At 63.7% G+C, this 19,250-nt stretch carries 17 protein-coding genes, 2 tRNA genes, 3 pseudogenes and 1 riboswitch; of the genes and pseudogenes, 19 read left to right on the top strand and 3 right to left on the bottom strand.

What is annotated here, in order from left to right:
* Window positions 1-137 precede the first annotated feature (137 nt).
* Window positions 138-235, top strand: a riboswitch (TPP riboswitch).
* The 19 genes and pseudogenes from ACQCST_RS12120 to ACQCST_RS12030 form a co-directional block, all read left to right on the top strand.
* The gene (locus tag ACQCST_RS12120) at window positions 218-1,783 is read left to right on the top strand and encodes a bifunctional hydroxymethylpyrimidine kinase/phosphomethylpyrimidine kinase (RefSeq protein WP_426996020.1); all 1,566 of its coding nucleotides are present in this window, start codon (window positions 218-220) and stop codon (window positions 1,781-1,783) included. Its footprint overlaps the riboswitch before it by 18 nt.
* A gap of 318 nt (window positions 1,784-2,101) precedes the next feature.
* A complete protein-coding gene (rplU, locus tag ACQCST_RS12115; protein ID WP_426999168.1) occupies window positions 2,102-2,410 on the top strand; it encodes a 50S ribosomal protein L21 in 309 nt (102 codons plus the stop codon).
* A 61-nt stretch (window positions 2,411-2,471) separates the two neighbouring features.
* On the top strand, window positions 2,472-2,735 hold the full coding sequence (gene rpmA, locus ACQCST_RS12110) for a 50S ribosomal protein L27 (RefSeq protein ID WP_426996019.1): 264 nt from the start codon (window positions 2,472-2,474) through the stop codon (window positions 2,733-2,735).
* Between the two features lie 133 nt (window positions 2,736-2,868).
* On the top strand, window positions 2,869-4,458 hold the full coding sequence (obgE, locus tag ACQCST_RS12105; RefSeq protein ID WP_426996018.1) for a GTPase ObgE: 1,590 nt from the start codon (window positions 2,869-2,871) through the stop codon (window positions 4,456-4,458).
* Window positions 4,448-5,611: a glutamate 5-kinase gene (gene proB / locus ACQCST_RS12100; protein ID WP_426996017.1), complete on the top strand. Its 1,164-nt coding sequence runs from the start codon at window positions 4,448-4,450 to the stop codon at window positions 5,609-5,611. Before obgE ends, proB begins: the two co-directional genes overlap by 11 nt.
* Window positions 5,612-5,637: 26 nt before the next feature.
* A complete protein-coding gene (locus ACQCST_RS12095; RefSeq protein ID WP_426996016.1) occupies window positions 5,638-7,011 on the top strand; it encodes a glutamate-5-semialdehyde dehydrogenase in 1,374 nt (457 codons plus the stop codon).
* 78 nt (window positions 7,012-7,089) lie between these two features.
* Entirely contained in the window at window positions 7,090-7,329 is a 240-nt protein-coding gene (locus ACQCST_RS12090; RefSeq protein WP_426996015.1) for a hypothetical protein, read from the top strand.
* A 1-nt stretch (window position 7,330) separates the two neighbouring features.
* On the top strand, window positions 7,331-8,002 hold the full coding sequence (nadD, locus tag ACQCST_RS12085) for a nicotinate-nucleotide adenylyltransferase (protein ID WP_426999167.1): 672 nt from the start codon (window positions 7,331-7,333) through the stop codon (window positions 8,000-8,002).
* A 7-nt stretch (window positions 8,003-8,009) separates the two neighbouring features.
* Complete coding sequence (locus ACQCST_RS12080) at window positions 8,010-9,302, top strand: hypothetical protein (protein WP_426996014.1); 1,293 nt, start codon at window positions 8,010-8,012, stop codon at window positions 9,300-9,302.
* Window positions 9,303-9,380: 78 nt separating this feature from the next.
* Window positions 9,381-9,782: a ribosome silencing factor gene (gene rsfS, locus ACQCST_RS12075; RefSeq protein WP_426996013.1), complete on the top strand. Its 402-nt coding sequence runs from the start codon at window positions 9,381-9,383 to the stop codon at window positions 9,780-9,782.
* Between the two features lie 141 nt (window positions 9,783-9,923).
* Window positions 9,924-9,996, top strand: a tRNA-Ala gene (locus ACQCST_RS12070).
* A gap of 223 nt (window positions 9,997-10,219) precedes the next feature.
* A tRNA-Ala gene (locus tag ACQCST_RS12065) sits at window positions 10,220-10,295 on the top strand.
* A gap of 552 nt (window positions 10,296-10,847) precedes the next feature.
* Entirely contained in the window at window positions 10,848-11,870 is a 1,023-nt protein-coding gene (locus ACQCST_RS12060) for a methyltransferase (RefSeq protein ID WP_426996012.1), read from the top strand.
* 87 nt (window positions 11,871-11,957) lie between these two features.
* Window positions 11,958-12,314, top strand: a complete 357-nt coding sequence (locus tag ACQCST_RS12055; protein WP_426996011.1) for a zinc ribbon domain-containing protein YjdM — start codon at window positions 11,958-11,960, stop codon at window positions 12,312-12,314.
* 24 nt (window positions 12,315-12,338) lie between these two features.
* Window positions 12,339-13,439, top strand: a complete 1,101-nt coding sequence (locus ACQCST_RS12050) for an FAD-dependent oxidoreductase (RefSeq protein ID WP_426996010.1) — start codon at window positions 12,339-12,341, stop codon at window positions 13,437-13,439.
* 76 nt (window positions 13,440-13,515) lie between these two features.
* Window positions 13,516-14,670, top strand: a complete 1,155-nt coding sequence (locus tag ACQCST_RS12045) for a class I SAM-dependent methyltransferase (protein WP_426996009.1) — start codon at window positions 13,516-13,518, stop codon at window positions 14,668-14,670.
* Window positions 14,671-14,843: 173 nt separating this feature from the next.
* Window positions 14,844-16,046: an ROK family transcriptional regulator gene (locus ACQCST_RS12040; RefSeq protein ID WP_426999166.1), complete on the top strand. Its 1,203-nt coding sequence runs from the start codon at window positions 14,844-14,846 to the stop codon at window positions 16,044-16,046.
* 160 nt (window positions 16,047-16,206) lie between these two features.
* Window positions 16,207-16,470, top strand: a complete 264-nt coding sequence (locus ACQCST_RS12035) for an extracellular solute-binding protein (RefSeq protein ID WP_426996008.1) — start codon at window positions 16,207-16,209, stop codon at window positions 16,468-16,470.
* A gap of 60 nt (window positions 16,471-16,530) precedes the next feature.
* A pseudogene (locus ACQCST_RS12030) lies at window positions 16,531-17,103 on the top strand (carbohydrate ABC transporter permease); the annotation flags it as partial.
* Window positions 17,104-17,151: 48 nt separating this feature from the next.
* Here ACQCST_RS12030 and ACQCST_RS12025 read toward each other — a convergent pair.
* The 3 genes and pseudogenes from ACQCST_RS12025 to ACQCST_RS12015 all read right to left on the bottom strand — a co-directional run.
* Window positions 17,152-17,349 (bottom strand): hypothetical protein, encoded by a 198-nt coding sequence (locus ACQCST_RS12025; protein WP_426996007.1) that lies wholly within the window; start codon window positions 17,347-17,349, stop codon window positions 17,152-17,154.
* 431 nt (window positions 17,350-17,780) lie between these two features.
* Window positions 17,781-18,080: pseudogene (locus ACQCST_RS12020) on the bottom strand (IS1380 family transposase); the annotation flags it as partial.
* A gap of 395 nt (window positions 18,081-18,475) precedes the next feature.
* Window positions 18,476-18,760, bottom strand: a pseudogene (locus tag ACQCST_RS12015) (chromate transporter); the annotation flags it as partial.
* Between the last annotated feature and the right edge of the window lie 490 nt (window positions 18,761-19,250).

Below are 19,250 nucleotides of genomic sequence, written 5' to 3'. Positions count from 1 at the left end.
GCCAGGGCGGGTGCTGCAAGCGCAGCGCCCGCCCTGGCATCACGCGTTAGGCCCGGGGAGGGCGGAGGGACCTGCCGGGACAACGGAGAGTCGCAATCATCCAGATGGCCGCCCGGCAGCTGAAAGGGTTAGTCTGGATGACTGACACGGGGTGCCGGGCAAAGGGCCGGCTGAGATCCACACCCGTTGAACCTGTCCGGTTAGTACCGGCGAAGGGATGTCTCCTTTGACTTCTGCATCAGTGCTTCCCACAGTTTTGTCCACCACCGTTTTGTCCACCACCGTGCTCCGCTCGATCCCGAGGGTCCTCACCATCGCGGGGTCCGACCCCTCCGGCGGAGCAGGCATCCAGGCGGACCTCAAGAGCATCGCAGCCAACGGCGGCTACGGCATGGCAGCCATCACGGCCCTCACGGCGCAGAACACCCAGGGTGTCCGCGCCGTTCACGTCCCCCCGGCCGAATTTCTTACCCAGCAGCTCAACGCCATCAGCGACGACATCACCGTGGACGCAGTCAAGATCGGCATGCTCGGCGACGCCCTGGCCATTGAAGCGGTCCGCAGCTGGCTGGAAAAAGTCCGCCCCGGCGTCGTGGTACTTGACCCTGTCATGGTGGCCACCAGTGGCGACCGGCTTCTGCAGGAGTCCGCCGAGGAATCGTTGCGTGCCCTTCTGCCGTTGGCGGACCTGATCACACCCAACCTGGTTGAACTGGCCATGCTGCTCGGTGAATCGCAGGCAGGCAGCTGGCCGGAGGCGCTGGAACAGGGCAAACGTCTGGCCGCTGACACGGGCACTACAGTTCTGGTGAAAGGCGGCCACCTCGACGGCGGTGACTGCCCGGACGCGCTGGTCAACACCGGAGGTCTGCTGCAGCACGATGTCGTGGTGGTTCCCGGTGAGCGGGTCCCCACCCGGAACAGCCACGGAACCGGATGTTCGCTGTCGTCAGCCATGGCCACTGTGCAGGCCAGGGTGGGGGACTGGGAAACGTCACTTCGGCTGGTCAAGCCGTGGCTGCAGGCGGCGCTGCGTACGTCCGGGCAACTGGACGTGGGTTCCGGCAACGGGCCGATCCATCATTTTCACACTGAAACGCGGCCCGGCGCTGCCGCGCAGCCCTCCCTTGATAAGGGCGGGTTCGCTGCCATGTTGCGCGCCGAAGCCGCTGCAGATCTGAACGCCATCTACCGGCTTGAATTCATCCGGCAGTTGGCCGACGGGACCTTGTCTGAAAAGCACTTTGGCTACTACCTCGGCCAGGATGCCATGTACCTCGACGGATACTCGCGGGTCCTTGCCAGGGCCAGTGCCCTTGCGCCCACGGAAGCGGAGCAGCTGTTTTGGGCGCGTTCCGCGCAGAATTGCCTGGAGGTCGAATCCGAGCTTCACCGGAACTGGCTCAGCACGCGCACTGTGACTTCTGCCCAGGGACCGGTGACCAAGTCCTATGTGGACCACTTGCTGGAAGCGTCATCGGTGGGCAGTTACGGGGTTTTGGTAGCGGCCGTGCTCCCGTGCTTCTGGCTATACGCGGAGGTTGGCGAAACGCTGCATGCGGAGTTCCTTGCGGCGGGCGCACCTGCCGGCCACCCGTATGCCCAGTGGCTGCGCACCTACGCGGATGAGGATTTTGCGGCAGCCACCCGGAACGCAATAGACATCGCTGATGCCGCCGGACGCGCGGCCTCGGACGGTGACCGGGAAGCAATGACAGCGGCGTTCCGGCAGTCCTGCCGCTTCGAGCTGGAATTCTTCGACGCGCCACGCCATCACGCTTGAGCGGAGGACGGGCGGAAAGCCGGTAGGATAGGCAGGCACGGTTCCGGATGTTGGTGCAGCGACACTATGTGGTGCTTGTCACGAACAACCCGCCGGAACCAGCCTCATTTGCGGCCGAAGGCAAAATTAGCGTATTCTGGATCTTCGGTGCTTACGCCAACACTTGGGTTATACCTCTTTGAAATTGTTCATGGGATAGCTCACGGGTCCCCCCTGGGAATCCACGGCGTTGAGGCACAGCGTGAACCGGGCCAAACAATTGGCCCCGGGTTCCGCACGCAAATCTAGTAATAAACGTCGAGAGAAGTGAGTTCCCAAGTGGTGTACGCGATTGTCCGCGCAGGCGGCCGCCAAGAGAAGGTTTCCGTTGGAGACTTCGTTACCCTGAACCGCGTCCCCGGTGGAGCCGGCAGCACCTTTGAGCTGCCCGCCCTGCTCCTGGTAGACGGTGACAAAGTCATCTCCGCCGCTGCGGACCTGGCCAAGGTAACGGTTACGGCTGAGATCCTTCAGGACCTTCGTGGTCCGAAGATCGTCATCCAGAAGTTCAAGAACAAGACCGGTTACAAGAAGCGCCAGGGTCACCGTCAGGAACTGACCAAGGTCAAGATCACCGGTATCAAGTAACTACACGTTACTGTTCAGGTTTTCAGCAGATTCCCCAGAATTTTAAAGGCAGGCATTTCAAATGGCACATAAAAAAGGCGCGAGTTCCACTCGCAACGGTCGTGACTCCAACGCCCAGTACCTGGGCGTGAAGCGCTTCGGCGGCCAGGTGGTCTCTGCAGGCGAGATCATCGTCCGCCAGCGTGGCACCCACTTTCACCCGGGCGACGGCGTTGGCCGTGGCGGCGACGACACCCTGTTCGCACTTGCCGCAGGTTCGGTCCAGTTCGGCACCCGCCGTGGTCGCCGTGTGGTCAACATCGTTGCTGCTGCAGCCGCAGAGTAACACCAAGATCTAAAGCGGTGGAGCGGGCCATTTGGCCCGCTCCACTGTTCTTTTAACCGCATTACAATCAACTGGAGCATCCCGCAGCCGAACAGGCAGAGGGCAGCCCAGTTACAGCACAGAGGAGATCCACGTGGCGAGCTTTGTAGACCGGGTAGTACTGCACGTATCCGGCGGTACCGGCGGTCACGGCTGTGTCTCTGTCCACCGTGAAAAGTTTAAGCCGCTGGGCGGTCCCGACGGCGGCAACGGCGGCGACGGCGGCGACGTCATCCTGCGGGTGGATCCCCAGACCACCACTCTTCTCGATTACCACCACGCACCGCACCGTCACGCGACGAACGGCGGACCAGGCATGGGCGACTGGCGCGGCGGCAAGGCCGGGGAAACCCTCATCCTGCCCGTACCGGTAGGAACAGTGGTGAAGTCCAAGGACGGCAGGGTCCTCGCAGACCTCGTCAGCGAAGGCGCCGAATACATCGCGGCCGCCGGCGGGCTGGGCGGCCTGGGCAATGCATCCCTCTCCTCGCAGAAGCGCCGTGCACCGGGATTTGCACTCCTCGGCATTGAAGGTGACGGCAGCGACATCGTCCTGGAACTGAAGTCAATTGCAGATATTGCCCTGGTCGGCTTCCCGTCAGCAGGCAAGTCCAGCCTCATCGCTGCCATGTCGGCCGCACGGCCCAAAATTGCCGATTACCCCTTCACCACCCTTATTCCCAACCTGGGCGTTGTCCAGGCCGGTGACACACGCTTCACCATCGCCGATGTCCCCGGACTCATCGAAGGCGCCAGCGAGGGCAAGGGTCTGGGACACAACTTCCTGCGCCACGTTGAGCGCTGCGCCGCGCTGGTCCACGTCCTTGACTGCGGCACCCTGGAATCGGACCGCGACCCCCTTTCCGACCTTGCCATCATCGAAGCGGAGCTTGAGAAGTACTCCGTGGACATGAGCTACGCGGGATCCGATGGTGAAGTTGTCCCGCTGAACCACCGTCCCCGGCTCATCGCCCTGAACAAGGTGGACCTCCCGGACGGCAAAGACATGGCCGAATTCGTGCGCCCCGAGCTGGAATCACGCGGATACCGTGTCTTTGAAATCTCCGCCACGAGCCACGAAGGGCTGCGCCAGCTGGGCTTCGCCATGGCCGAAATCGTCCAGGCTGCCCGTGACACCCTCGCTGCGGCACCGCCCAAGGTGCACCCGCCGGTGCTGCGCCCCCGCGCAGTCAACGAGTCAGGATTCAAGATCCGCCGGGAAGAAAAGAACCTCGAGCCGCTGTTCCGTGTTCTGGGCGACAAGCCGGTCCGCTGGGTCAAGCAGACCGACTTCACCAACGAGGAAGCCATCGGCTACCTTGCCGACCGTCTTGCCAAGCTGGGCATCGAGAACGAACTGTTCAAGCAGGGTGCCACACCGGGCGACACCGTGGTGATCGGTGAGGACGACGGCGTCGTCTTCGACTGGGAGCCCACCATGATGGCCGGCGCCGAACTGCTGGCCGCGCCGCGCGGCACGGACGTGCGGTTTGCCGACATCGGTGACCGTCCCACCCGCGGGCAGAAGCGCGATGAGCAGGTGGAACGCCGCGAAGCCAAGGCTGCCGCACGTGCCGAGCTTGAGGCCGAGCGCAAGGCCGGCATCTGGACCGAATCCGTCAGCGGACGCCGGGCCGCAACACCTGTCAAGGAGAGTGGACTGGACGTAGAAGATGACGAGTAACTCCGTCACGGCTACACCGGTTCCCGGCGCCGCAGACAGAGCCGCGGACAGAAGTGTGCTCTCCGGCGCCCGCCGAATTGTGGTGAAGGTGGGCTCGTCCTCCCTGACCAGCATCAAGGGCGGCATTTCCGAAGAGTCGCTCACCGCGCTGGCTGACGCATTGGCCGCCAAGCGCAATGCCGGCACGGAAATCATTCTGGTCTCCTCCGGCGCAATCGCAGCCGGCCTGGCGCCCCTGGGCCTGGCCAAACGTCCGCGGGATCTGGCCACCCAGCAGGCTGCGGCCAGCGTGGGGCAGGGCCTGCTGATGGCGCGCTACACCCAGGCCTTCGGTGCCCACGGCGTGACGGTCAGCCAGGTGCTGCTGACTGCCGATGACCTCATGCGGCGCAGCCAGCACACCAACGCTTTCCGTGCCCTCAACCGGCTACTCAGCCTCGGCGTCGTGCCGGTGGTCAACGAAAACGACACCGTCGCCACCCACGAGATACGCTTCGGCGACAACGACCGCCTGGCAGCACTGGTGGCGCACCTCGTCCGCGCTGACGTGCTGGTACTGCTCTCCGACGTCGATTCCCTCTACGACGGCCCGCCGTCGCACGGTGCCAAGCGGATTCCGCTGGTGGCGGGCCCGCAGGATCTCCATGGAGTGTCTGTCGGCAAGGCCGGCAGAGCAGGCATTGGAACGGGCGGAATGCTCACCAAGGTGGAGGCGGCCACCATTGCGGCCGGTTCGGGGATCCATGCTCTCGTCACATCAACACCGAATGCTGCTGCGGCGCTGGCCGGCGAAGACGTTGGCACCTGGTTTGCGGTGAACGGTGCCCGGAAGCCCGTGAGGCTGCTGTGGCTGGCGCACCTCGCTTCCGTTCGCGGGAGATTGGTGCTCGACGACGGCGCAGTCAAGGCTGTGCGTGACCGCCACACCTCGCTGCTCCCCGCGGGAATTTCAGCTGTTGAGGGTGATTTCGAAGCCGGCGACGCCGTGGAAATGGTCAGTGCCGAGGGCACCGTCATTGCACGGGGCCTGGTCAACTATTCCGCCGCGGAATTGCCGCAGATGCTGGGCCGGTCGACGAAGGAACTGGGCAAGGCGCTGGGCCGCGGATATGACCGTGAAGTTGTTCATGTTGACGATCTGGTGCTGGTATAGGCGCCTGGCCCGCCTAAACTTGAAGCATGACTGAGGCACTGATTCCCCAAACCGCTGTGATTTCTGACGACGCCGTTGCGGCGCCCTCGGCTCCAGAGGCGGGCATTGTGCCGTCTGGCCTTCCCTCCCAGGCAACAGCCGCCGACATCGAGGCCGCCGTCCATGCGATCGCGGACCGCTCGCGGCACGCTGCCCGCAGAATGGCACGCGCCAACCGCGGGTGGAAGGACCGGGGGTTGCGCGCGGTCGGTGCCGCCCTGCTGGACCACAAGAGCCTGATTCTGGCCGCCAACGCCAAGGATGTGGAAGCCGGCCGCGCCAACGGGACCACGGCTGCGCTGCTTGACCGGCTCACCCTGAACGCCAGCCGGATCGAGGCGCTGGCCGGCGCCCTCGAGAGCCTCGCGAACTTGCCCGATCCAGTGGGAAATGTGGTCCGCGGACAGACGCTCCCCAACGGCCTGCGACTGCGCCAGATCAACGTGCCCCTGGGGGTGGTTGCCGCCATCTATGAGGCCCGCCCCAATGTCACGGTGGATATTGCCGGGCTTGCCCTGAAAAGCGGTAACGCCGTGATTCTCCGCGGGGGAACCGCTGCTGCTGCCACCAACGAGGCCCTGGTGTATGTGTTGCGCGGCGCTCTCGAATCGGTTGGACTGCCAGCCGACGCCGTCCAGACCGTGGACCAGTTCGGCCGCGAAGGTGCCAATGTGCTGATGCGGGCACGCGGCCGGGTGGATGTCCTGATTCCCCGCGGTGGCCGGGAGCTGATCCAAACCGTGGTCAACAACTCCTCTGTCCCCGTCATAGAGACCGGTGAGGGAAATGTCCACATCTTCATTGATGAATCGGCCAGCGAGGACATGGCCGTGGATATCCTGCTGAACGCCAAGACTCAGCGGCCCAGTGTCTGCAACGCTGTGGAGACACTCCTGGTGCACTCGCGTTCCACCGTGCTGCCGGCTGTTGCCCTGGCTTTGCACAACGCAGGTGTGAGGCTGCACACCGATCAGCGGATCCGTGCTTTGCTTCCTGAATCCATTCCAACCGTGGACGCCACCGACCACGACTGGGGCACGGAATACATGGACCTGGATCTGGCCGTGGCCATGGTGGACAGCCTGGACGATGCCGTCAGTCATATCCGCGCCTGGTCTACAGGGCATACCGAGGCCATCCTCACCAATGACCTCGCCAACGCCGAAAGGTTCATTGCGGAAATTGACTCGGCGGCTGTGATCGTCAATGCTTCCACGCGGTTCACGGACGGTGGCGAGCTGGGGTTGGGCGCGGAAGTGGGGATTTCCACGCAGAAGCTTCATGCGCGGGGTCCCATGGGACTGACGGAACTCACCACCACCAAGTGGATTGTGCAGGGTGAGGGCCAGATCCGCGGCTAAGGACGCGGTAACATAGAACAGAAGACCGGAACGGCGGGAACGTCCGCCGTCGTTATTCTTTGAGCTCTAGGGGAGAAAATGCTGCTCCAGCAGATCGCCACGTCAATTGCCGCCGTAGGCGAAGCCGAACATGAGGAACTGGCCCCCATCTGGGCCGAGCCGTGGGTCTTCGGCGCGGTGATTTTCAGTATCCTTCTGGTTCTGATGTTTATCACGTGGTCCTATTCCAATCTGGGCAACCGTCACTCGGCTGTCGAGGAACACGCGGATCCGCACCGCCAGCACCCCAACAAGCACGATCACACCCAGGGCCACTGAGATTTCCACCGTCCTTCCCCAGAGCGGCACACAGGGCCGGCTCCGGTTGGGTGTGATGGGTGGAACGTTTGACCCGATTCATCATGGCCACCTTGTGGCGGCCAGTGAAGTGGCCGCCAAATTCGGACTTGATGAAGTGGTGTTTGTTCCGACTGGCCAGCCGTGGCAAAAATCGGCCAAGCAGGTCAGCCAGGCTGAGCACCGGTACCTCATGACCGTGATTGCCACTGCGTCGAATCCCCGATTCACTGTCAGCAGGGTTGATGTGGACCGTCCCGGGCCCACCTACACCATCGATACCCTGCGTGATCTGCGGACCCAGCGGCCGGAAGCTGATCTGTTCTTCATTACCGGCGCCGATGCCCTGGCCCAGATCCTGTCGTGGAAAGACATTGACGAACTGTGGTCGCTTGCCCATTTTGTCGGAGTCACACGGCCGGGTCATGTTTTAGACGGGATGGGCAGGGAAGATGTCAGCTTGCTGGAAGTTCCGGCCATGGCCATTTCCTCCACGGACTGCCGCGCGCGTGTAGCTGCGAACAACCCCGTCTGGTACCTCGTGCCGGACGGAGTGGTGCAATACATTGCCAAATACGGTCTTTACGCAGGGCCGCCCACGCCGGGGGATATCCCGGTACTTACCGAAGCAAAAGAACCCGCCAGCGCTGAATGAGTTTTTAATGAGTCAGGAACAGCCTCCCGTCCGCAGCCGCCGCGAACTGCGGCAGACCAGAGATGAGAACCTGGAACAGAACCAGGCCGCCGGGACCGCAGGTCCGGGCCGGGTTTCCCCTGCCGTGAAACAGGCTGCAGCAGCGGCTGGCCCGGCGAAAGAGCCCGGTCAGCCAGCAACTACCGGACGTATCCGTCGCGTGGCTCCGGGCCCGGTTGATTCTGTACCGGCGACCTCGGCATCGGAGCGCACCTCGCAGATCCGGGCGCGGGACCGCGCCGCCCTGCAGACCATTAAGGAACTCGCGGAGAAAGAAGAGCAACTCTCTGCGGGTGGCCCGCCCACGCGCAGGCAGCTTCGTCTTCAGCAACTCCAGGAGCAGGCGGTTACCTCGGCTAATCCCGTAGTTCCCGTTCCTCGAACGGCAGCTGAGGCCGCGTCCGCGGCGCCCTACGGCGCCCCGGAAGCTCCGAAGAAATCTGGTCAACAGGCCGCCGCGATGGCTGTCCCGACCGCCGGGGGGGCTCGCGAATCGGAACCCGGAGATCAGCTGCCCCATGGAATGACGGTGGAGCAGGCGCTGGTGACACGGTCCCTCATTGCAGAACAGGCCAAGAACCAGTTGGCCACGATGGAGCACATCGCATCCCAGGATCCCGAGGCTGTGGATCCTGATGTTTTGGCGGAGCAGATCGCCCTGGCGGAGCGGGCTGCTATTCTCAACCGGCGGGCCCTCGCAAAGCAGAAGCTGGCTGAGCAGAACAGCCAGTCGCCCAAACCACGCCAGGACCCCTCAGCAGCCAGCAACCTGGCAATGGTCACACCCCTGGAGTTCGTCCAGATGCCCGGCGTGGACCGGCCCGTGATGAAGCCGCCGGTCACGTCTTATGTTCCGGTGCTTACGAATTCCGGGCCCAGGCTGCAGCGGCCGAGTGCTGCGGGGCCGCACTCATCGCCGGCGGCTCGTTTGGCGGCTCGCGGGCCATCCACGGGCCGGTCGCGGGTTCTTGCCCGTGCAGAGGCAGCGGCCAAGGCCGCGTCCGGAGCGGAGCCAGCCCAGGGCAGTACCGCGGCGGGAGCTGGCCCGGACGCGCAGTGGGCCACTGAAACGGGAGAAAACTTTGCGGAGCGGCCTCGGGTGGCCGCAAACTCTGCCCACGGACTGGAACCACTTGACGTTGTCACGGCGGGTCTGGGCCGGGCACAGCGGGTCCGACTGCTCCAGCTGGCCGTCCTTGCAGTCGGGATTGTTGCCCTCATCGCTGGCGTCACCATGATCATCAGCGGCCTGACGCGCTGAGCTGCAACGCCTTTCACAACACAACGTCTTTCCAACGAACTTTTACACCACTACTTTTACACCACAACAAGGAGTCCCGTGACTGCAACCGATTCATCCATCGAAACAGCCCGCCATGCCGCAAGAGCTGCTGCGGAAAAGATTGCCCAGGACATTGTGGCCCTGGACGTCAGCGAGCGCCTCGCCCTGGCCGACGTCTTCCTTATTGCCTCAGCACCGAGTGAGCGTCAGGTCAACGCCATTGTTGACGGGATCGAGGAGGAACTCGCCAAGCAGGATCTCCGCCCGGTCCGCCGCGAGGGACGCTCAGCCGGCCGCTGGGTGCTGCTGGACTACTCGAACGTCGTGATCCATGTCCAGCACGAGGAAGACCGCGTTTTTTACGCCCTGGAGCGTCTGTGGAAGGACTGCCCGGTGGTGGACCTCCAACTCGGTGACGACGCCTCCGCGAAGACTCCGGTATCTACCGACGCAGAGTAGTCAATATGGGAACAGCCGGCATATGCCCGATTTGGAATTTTCGGAATGGCTGTTCTAAGATATTTGAGTTGCTTCGGAGAGATCCGGACAAGGATCAGGGCCCGGATGCGCAAGCTGACGGTGCCGGGGCAGCGAAAATTCGGGGCTGTGGCGCAGCTGGTAGCGCACCTGCATGGCATGCAGGGGGTCAGGGGTTCGAGTCCCCTCAGCTCCACCGGATAATTCCCCGGAATCGAGAGATTCCGGGGAATTTTTCTTTGCCCGGACGTTGTCTGGTCAATGCAGGGCCTACAACCCTCAATGCACGGGACAATGCCTCGTTCCATCTTCAAAGGGGGACCTGCACCCGTGTTCCACGATTCGCATCGGGCCGGATTCTGCATTAAGATAAACAAGTTGCTTCCGGGTCATGTGGGACGTCCGGGAAGCGAACATATGGGGCTGTGGCGCAGCTGGTAGCGCACCTGCATGGCATGCAGGGGGTCAGGGGTTCGAGTCCCCTCAGCTCCACCATATCGGCCTTATTCGAACGTTCGACAGAGTCGATGCATTGAGTAAGTCCTCAACGGATACTAAAAGGGAACCACCGGATCTGGTGGTTCCCTTTTTCGTTCCGCTGTGGGCCGCGTGGTGGGCTTGTGCGCGTTCGATGGCCTCGGATCGGCTTCGCCCCAGCCATGAGTGCTTGGGTGAGCTGTGAGCTGGTCCTGGAGCGGATGGCGACTATCGCTCACCTGTATCCTGATTAGGTTGAATGGCACTGGCGGCTATCGGCCCTGCCCGGTTCGCGGCCGGAACTCGGTCCTGAATCTTGGGCCGTATCCTGGGACTTCGCGGAATCTCCACCGCAAACGTCAGCCGCCAATCAAGCCCTCGGAGCCTAGGAATGGAACTCTCATCAATACCGACGCACCGGCGCCCCTGGGAATCCCTACGTCCAACATAGAGCCCTCGCACACAGCCGAAGTAGATGAGCCCGCCGTTGTGACCTGGACCGAGGCTGGCGACAGCAGGACGGCTCGGTGGCGTTCGGCGAACGGCAGGCCGGCGCCGACACGCGTTGAAGTGGTTGACGACCGTCTCACAGCCGATGAGGCGAACCGGATGGCGTCCCAGGGCATTGCCATGCTCTGGCACGGTGACTTCCACAATGCGCGGCAGATCCTCAACGCCATGGATCGTCGGGTGAGTGCTGGAAACAAGAAAATCTCCAGAACGGACGCCGATGAGTTCTACCGGCACCGCCAGGCCCGCTCGCATCGTGCACGCATGCTCGGACTTCTGCTGATTCCTCTTGATCCGGGCCCCGGGGTGCCGCTGCGGCGCGCACCGGATATCCAGGAGGCCGCGGCCGAGGCCTACGGGGCAATCGAGGAATCTTCGATTGTGTCCCTGCATGAGCTTGTGGGGGCAATCGGCGCACACGAGTGGCGAAGGAACGGTGTCTACGTCGATGCCCTGCAGGACCGCATTCACCCGCACTATGGCACCTTCTTCCCGACCCGCAGCGAGTATGTGGATCTCGTGGCTGCCGCTCCGCTAGCATCTGACACATTGGCGTTCGACATCGGCACCGGCACTGGGGTGCTCGCTGCCGTTCTCGCCCGCCGGGGCGTCCACCGCGTGGTGGCGACGGACAATGAGCCCCGGGCGATTGCCTGCGCCGGCGAGAATTTCCGGAACTTAGGGGTCCAGGACCGTGCGGAGGCTGTCCTGACCGACATGTTCCCGTCCGGCCGCGCACCGCTCATCGTGTGCAACCCCCCGTGGATTCCGGCCACTCCGCATTCCTCCTTGGACAATGCCGTCTATGATCCCGGCAGCCGGATGCTGTTCCGTTTCCTGAACGAGCTCTCCGACCATCTGGAGCCGGGCGGCGAGGGGTGGCTTGTCCTCTCGGATCTGGCCGAGCGCCTTGGTCTGCGGAGCCGCGACGAGCTGCTGGGCGCCATCGAGGCGGCCGGGTTGAAGGTGACGGAACGGCTCGACACCAAGCCGACGCATCCGAAGGCATCCGACCGCAATGATCCTCTGTTCGCGGCCCGCGCGGCCGAGGTCACGTCGCTGTGGCGGCTCGTTCCCCGCTGAGACCAAGCATCGGCCGGGTGGCTCTTCTCTTATGGTCGCGGATCCGGAAGCGCCCGGCAGTCCGGCGGACAGACTAATATTGGGGGCGTGAATGAGACGCTGCCTCCGTGCCCTGAATGCTCCAGTGAGTACACCTATGAGATGGGTGCGCTGCTGGTCTGCCCGGAATGCGCCCATGAATGGTCCGCCGAGCCCTCCGAAGATTCAGAAGAAGAATCCGGCGAAAGAGTCATCAAGGATGCCGTAGGCAACGTCCTGGCCGATGGCGATACTGTCACCGTGATCAAGGACCTCAAGATCAAGGGCAGTTCCTCCGTCATGAAGGTGGGCACCAAAGTGCGGGGTATCCGTCTGCTGGACGGGGTGGGCGACCACGACATCGACTGCAAGGTGCACGGCGTGGGACCCATGCAGCTCAAGTCCGGCTTGGTGAAGAAGGTTTAGTAGGCTTCCAGGACCCGGACGGCCATGGATACCGCGGGGCGGACTGCCGACGTCGTTGTCATCGGTGCAGGGCAAGCCGGGCTTTCTGCCGCTTATCATCTGTTGCGCCGGGGATTTGTGCCCGCCGGAGAGCGTGCCGCGCCGGCGGATGCCGCGGGAACCTTTGCAGTGCTCGACGCCGAGAATGGTCCGGGCGGGGCGTGGCGCCACCGCTGGAAAAGCCTCCGGATGGCCACGGTGAACGGTATCAGCGATCTGCCGGGCATCCCTAAGCCTGACGCCGACCCGGACGAGCCCAGTTCCGCCTTCCTCACCCGGTATTTCGGGGGATACGAGCACGCGATCGGATTGGCCGTCCAGCGCCCGGTCAAGGTAAGCGGCGTGTGGCGCGACGACGGCAGTCCCACGGGCCGGCTGCGGGTCAGGACCTCTGCCGGAGACTGGTCTGTCCGGGCAGTCATCAACGCGACCGGATCCTGGACCAGGCCATTCTGGCCCATCTACCCGGGACAGTCCACGTTCCTTGGCCGGCAGCTCCACGTGGCTGACTACGTCGCTGCGGAGGAATTCAGAGGCCAGCATGTCATCGTTGTTGGCGGCGGAATCTCGGCGGTGGGGCTGTTGGACGAGATCTCAAAGGTCACCTCCACCACCTGGTTCACCCGACGCGAGCCGGTGTGGCGCGACGCCGGCTTTGATCAACAGGCCGGACATAACGCCGTCGCGCTTGTTGAAGAGCGCGTTCGGCAGGGACTTCCGCCGCAAAGTGTGGTGTCCGTGACCGGGCTCATCTGGACGCCGGCACTGCGGGCAGCCGCCCACCGAGGTGTCCTGAAGCGGCATCCGATGTTCACGGCACTAGAGCCCGACGGCGTGCGGCTGGCCGATGGCGGTCTGCTGGCCGCCGGTGTGATCCTCTGGGCCACCGGCTTCCGGGCCGAGCTGGAACACCTGGCCCCGCTGCACCTGAGGGGTCCGGGCGGGGGAATAGCGATGGATGCCACGATGGTGGCGGCCGAGCCGCGCGTTCATCTGGTGGGCTACGGACCGTCGTCATCGACCATCGGCGCAAACCGGGCCGGACGCGCAGCCGTGACCGGCATCGTGCGGCTGCTCAGCGCATAGCCGGCCGGGTTTCGCGGTAGGTTTGCCGCGGTAGATTTGCAGAGTACGGCGGAACAGATGGAGTGGCAGGAAGAACGTGGCAGAGAAAAATCTTGAAATGCTGCTTAACCGGCTGCGGAGGTTCCCGGATGTGGAGGCTCCCAATCTCCAGGCCTGGGATGCCACAGACAAGCTGCTGCTGGACACCACCGCAGGATTGGGCACCACCGAAAGCAACCTAGCCGTGATCGGAGACCGATACGGCGCACTCACGCTCGGGGCCCTCACCCTGGACGCGCTGGCAGGTTCCGCATTCCCGAAGGTGCGGGTCCATCAGGACCTCATCACGGGGGAGCGGGCCCTGCGGAACAACGCGGCGGCACTCGGTGTGGCGGCCGGTTTTGAGCAGTTGCCGCTGGGTCCCAGGCTGTTGGCCGGCGCCGACACGGTGTTGCTGCAGCTGCCGAAAACGCTCGCCGAACTTGAGGAAATAGCCGATGCCGTGGCGCGGTACGCGGCCCCGGGGGCCGTACTTCTGGCCGGCGGCCGGGTCAAACACATGTCCTTGGGCATGAACGCTGTGCTTGAACGCTATTTCGGTACCGTACAGCCACAGCTGGCCAGACAGAAATCACGGGTCCTTCTGGCTGCCACGCCCAGGGCTGCCGACGGCGGACCGCCGTTTCCAGCCATGGAGTTCAATTCCGAGCTCGAGCTCCATGTAACCGCTCACGGTGCTGTGTTTGCGGGCACCAGGCTGGACATCGGCACCCGATTCCTGCTGACGTTCCTCCCTGAGATGCCTGCAGTCCGGCACGCCGTGGACCTGGGCTGCGGCACCGGCATCATTGCGGCCATGTACGCGCGCCGTTATCCGGATGCCGTGGTGACGGCCACGGACCAGTCTGCGGCCGCCGTCGAATCGGCGCTCGGCACAGCCAAGGCTAACGGGCTCGAGGGCCGGATCAGTGTGCTTCAGGACGATGCGATGGGGTCAGTCCCTGCGGGAAGCGCTGACCTTGTGCTTCTGAATCCACCCTTCCACCTCGGAAGCAGCGTCCACGCGGGCGCCGGCATCAAGATGTTCGGGGCCGCTGCGAGGGTCCTGGCACCGGGTGGCGAACTGTGGACAGTGTTCAACAGCCATCTGCATTATCTTCCGGCGCTGGAACGGCTGGTGGGGCCCACCGTGGTGCTGGGACGGAACCCCAAGTTTACGGTTACCATCAGTACAAAACGCGCCCGGCATTGAGTGCCGAAGTGCAGTTCGGCAACCCGAGGCAGCCAACCCGCGTGTAAGCGTTCCGGGAAGCCGCCGGGTGACGTACGATGCAGACATCAGTAGTGCTTAGCCAAAGAAGTTTAGGGGAATCCGTGACTGAGATCCGCCAGGCCTCGCCGAGGCGCGGAACAAATCTGCCACGCATGGGCGACTTCAATCTCACCGTTATTCTTGATGCCATCCGACGCTCTTCAGGCGGACTCAGCAGGGTTGAGCTGGCCCAGATTGTGGGCTTGTCCCCGCAGACCATTTCCAACATCTCGCGCCGGCTGCTGGACCAGCACCTCATTGTCGAAGCAGGCAAAGAAGGCAGCGGACCAGGCAAACCCCGCACCATGCTGCGGCTCAATCCCTCCGGAATGTATGCGGTTGGTGTGCACCTGGACCCCGCGGTAACCACGTTTGTGCTGCTTGACTTGGTGGGCGCCGTGGTTCTCCATTCGCGGATCAAAACTCCCGTCGGAAACAATCCGCAGGCAGTCATCGCCACTATTGCTGCGGAGATTAAGCAGTTGGTGGCCGATTCGGGCGTGAACAAAGACAAAATTGCCGGACTGGGCGTTGCTGCCCCCGGCCCGATCGACCTTGACCAGGGCACCGTGGTGGACCCGCCGCTGCTCCTGGGCTGGCACCGGGTTCCTCTGCGCGACGCATTGGCTGAAGCCACCGGCCTGTCCACCCTCGTGGACAAGGATGTGACCAGCGCGGCAGTGGCCGAAACCTGGGCTGGTGGCCCCAGCGGATCCGGCAGCTTCATCTTTATGTATATGGGCACAGGCATCGGCTGCGGCATAGTCCTCAATGACGAGGTGGTGCGCGGGACGTCCGGCAACGCTGGGGAAATCGGGCACATCATTGTTGACCCGGACGGGCCACCCTGCGACTGCGGGCTGCGGGGCTGCGTGAAATCGTCGTGTATCCCGCAGGTGCTCGTGGCGGAGGCGCAGGCTGCGGGCATCCTGGACGGATCCGGGAAACTGACATCAGGCCCTGAGGTGCAGGAAGGTTTTGCGCAACTCTGCGCTGCCGCGGACTCCGGAGACAGCAGGGCTGCGGCCATTATCGACAAATCAGCGTTGTTGGTGGCACGCGCGGTGTCGGTTGTGACCAACACCCTGGACGTTGAGCGCGTTGTTTTCGGCGGTCCCTTCTGGGCTGGCCTGTCAGAGCGCTACCTTGACCGGATCCCTGAGCTCCTTAGCCGGAACAGCGCTGCACGTAAGATCCATGCCATCGAAGTCGTGGGAACCGGGGTCGGTGAGGACGTCGGTGCCATCGGTGCCGCCTGCCTGGTCCTTGAACACACCCTCGCGCCGCGTGCCCAGCGGCTGCTGCTGGAAGGTTGAACAGCGTTTTCCACCCCTTGATGCCGCGGCAGGGGAGACATGCCATGCGCTTGTCGGCAATGGGCTGGGGCTAGCTGAGTGCGGGGGCCGCAGCCGCTCAAAGATTGGAACGCCTCGTTCACGGCACTGGACACAATGTTCCGGAACGCCAAGGCAGAGTTTGAGGCAGCCAGTCCTGCAGAAGGCCGGCGTCGCGGTGCCGTGGCGGCCCAAGTCCTGGGCGGAAATCCTCGATGCCGCACGCAAAATGAAGGCCGCTGATCCGGGCGTGGTGCCGTTCAACATGTACGCAGGCAAAGGCGCCGGCGAAGCTGCCGTCATGCAGAGCTTCTACGAGCTCCTATGCGGCACGGGCAGCACACTTTATGGTGAGGACGACAAGAAGTGGGGGCTCGCGGGGTTTCACCGACTCGCTGGAACCTGAAGACCCTACGATGAAAAGTTCGCCGTGACACCGGCCGAGGCATGGGGCTCGTCGTCGTTCGCCAATTCCTCGGTGGTCCTGACAAGGGAACCGGTGTTCCGGCCGGTCTGAAACAGTTTCCTGCTGTCCGCCGGCACCGCCCTGGTCAATCTGGTGGCGGCGCTCCTTTGCCGCCCACCCGCTGTCCCGATACCATTCACTGTTCACCAAGCGTTTATGTATTCAGTCCTGTTCGGCACAGCTCTGCCGATCGCCGCCGTCATGGTGCCGCTGTACGGGTTGTTCGTGCAGCTGAAGTTGCTGGACTCCATGCCTGCCACCGTCTTTTTCATGGCCACCGCCACGCTGCCGTTGGCCATCTGGATGACGAAGAACTTCATCGATGCTGTACCGGTAGCGCTGGAGGAGGAAGCCTGGGGAAACTTCTTTGTGCCGTTCGTCCTGCTGCTGACAACAGCCAAGCGGCCGGCTGCGGTGTCCATCTTCAGCTTCTTCGGCCAGCATGCAGCCATCGCGCACGGCCAGTTGGCTGCCTTCTCCATCCTGTACTCAGCGCCGGTGCTGGTGCTGTATGTAATCGTGGCGCGCGGTGCCAGCGGGTCCCTTGCCGTGTCCGGCGCTGGCAAGGGTTGAGCAGGCGCTGTCAAGGGCTGAGCCGGCACAATGCAGGGAAGGCGGGGCTCAGTCGATGTCTTCCACCACTGTCCCGAAAGGAATACCGTCGTCGAGATGCGCCTGGTGCCCGTGTGGGAGGTTGAGAACCCGGACTCCGTGGGTCTGATCCGCCGCGGACTGCAGCAGAATCGGGCGCACGGTGTTGATGAAACTCTCGCTCTTGCCGGCGAGGTACTCCTGGTAACTTGCTGGTAGCTGGCTCATGACATCAGGATAGACCTGCAGGGCCCTCAACGGGAGAGGTCCCCATTGCACCAGCAACAGGCAGCGGCTTGGATAGGATGGCCGGTGGCGCCGGCCACCCCCGGTGCCAAGGCTGGCCTCAACGCCGGGGGTCACGTCATGACAGCCCATGAGGCCGCGCCTGGAACCGGAGCTGGAGAGGTTACGCAGGCGCAGGCGGCTTCTGCGCTGGTCCGCAGTGCCGGTTGTACTGGGGTCGCTTCAGAAAACGGAAAAAATCGTACGGCTTGAACCTGCCTACGCTAAGCCCTGATCCACCGGTGGGCTGACTGAGTGGCGTGGGTTTTCGTTTGGGCGTCTGGATTGGGTTCGGGGCGTGTTGGAGTGCCCGGCCTCGCTGCCGGTGGTGTTCCACGATCGGTCCTTTGGTTGCCTTGGTTCCGGGTGCCGGGTCAGGGTATCTCGGCAGTCCGGGGCGTGCCGGCGTGGGTGAAGAGACTTGTCCACACGGGTTGCCACGGCCACTTTTCCGGAACGTGAAGCCGCAGCTTGCGGGCGCTGGAAGCGATCCGGGCCGGTACGCTGATCAGTTTGCGGCGGATAGTCGCTGTCGTGGCCTTTGCGAGGCCGTTTCCTGCGGTGACCGCGGCGGCGCGGGCGGGGTCGAAGGCCATTGCGGCCAGGGTCGGCCACGCCGAATTGGCGGTGAAAAGGCCGGACGGCAGGTGGGCCAAGGCGCTGTCCTTCAGGTCTCCTGGGAACCTGGTTTCTACATCATTGATCCGCAGCCAATTCAAACGGCTGTTACCGGGACCGTGTTCCTGGCGGATGAGACCCGCTTCGCGCAGGACTTTGAAATGCCCCGACAGGGTCGACTTCGACACATCGGCGTCGAACGTGCCGCAGGTTTTCCCGGGTTGCGACTGAGATCGAGAAGCAGTTTCAGTCTCGTCGGGTCCGAGTACGCGTGCATCAGCGCGGCCAGGTCAAAATCTTCGACTCGGGGGTGCTGCAGCAGCTTCACGTCAGAGCGCCGGCCGCGGCGGCGGTGGCTCCGGCGACGAAGGCCTTGACTTTCTTCTTCTCCCGGTGGCGGGTGAACCAGCGGCCCGGGATGACCACGGCGAGATAGATCGGGCGGGGGGAAGATGGCGACCGAAGCCACCACGGCACCGGGAAACCCTGCGACGAGGCAGCCGATGAAGCCGGCGGTGATGACGACAGGGCCCGGGGTGATCAGTCCCATGGCGACCAAGTCCAGGATCTGGCCCTGGGTGGGCCGCTCGTGCTGGGCCACGACACCGTCACGGATCAGCGGAACGATGGCCATGCCGGATCCGAACACCAGGGCACCGGTCTGGAGGTAGAACAAACCCAATGCCAGCAGCGTTCCACCGGCCGCGACCGGTCTGAGGAACGCGACCGGCAACACCAGTGCATTCCACGGCCACGGCGGCTTAGGTTCCCCGTTCTCCTCCCGCGGGCGGATTGGCGGGCGTCGCCAGGGCCACCGGGGTTGGGGACGGGCATCAATCAGCAACACGGCAACGCCGGCGGCCAGGATGAGCAGAACCGATTCCCATCCGGTCAGGGCCGTGACAGAGAAGACCGTGACGCTGATCGCCCAGAGACGCCAGTCTCGACGGTCGGTGATTTTGAAGAGTTTGTAGGCGGCGATGGTGATGATGGCCGTGACCGCCGGGGCGATGGCCTAGAAGCAGTCCGCACAACGATTTCGAGACGGACATGAGCGGATGACGGTTCGCGCGAAAGGGTGGATCCGCGGGCGAAGAACATGCCGATGGCCTTCCTGGCAGAGGCAAGCATGCCGATGGCGCTGACCGGCAGCCCAAGGGCGACAATGATCACCGGTGCCAGGACCGGTTCGTTTCATAATTGCGCACAGGGAAACTTTCCTTGCC

The organism is Pseudarthrobacter sp. N5 (genome assembly GCF_050157035.1).
Classification (GTDB): domain Bacteria; phylum Actinomycetota; class Actinomycetes; order Actinomycetales; family Micrococcaceae; genus Arthrobacter.
Note: the sequence above shows the minus strand (reverse complement) of the source record. Positions and strands in the feature narration are given on the sequence as shown.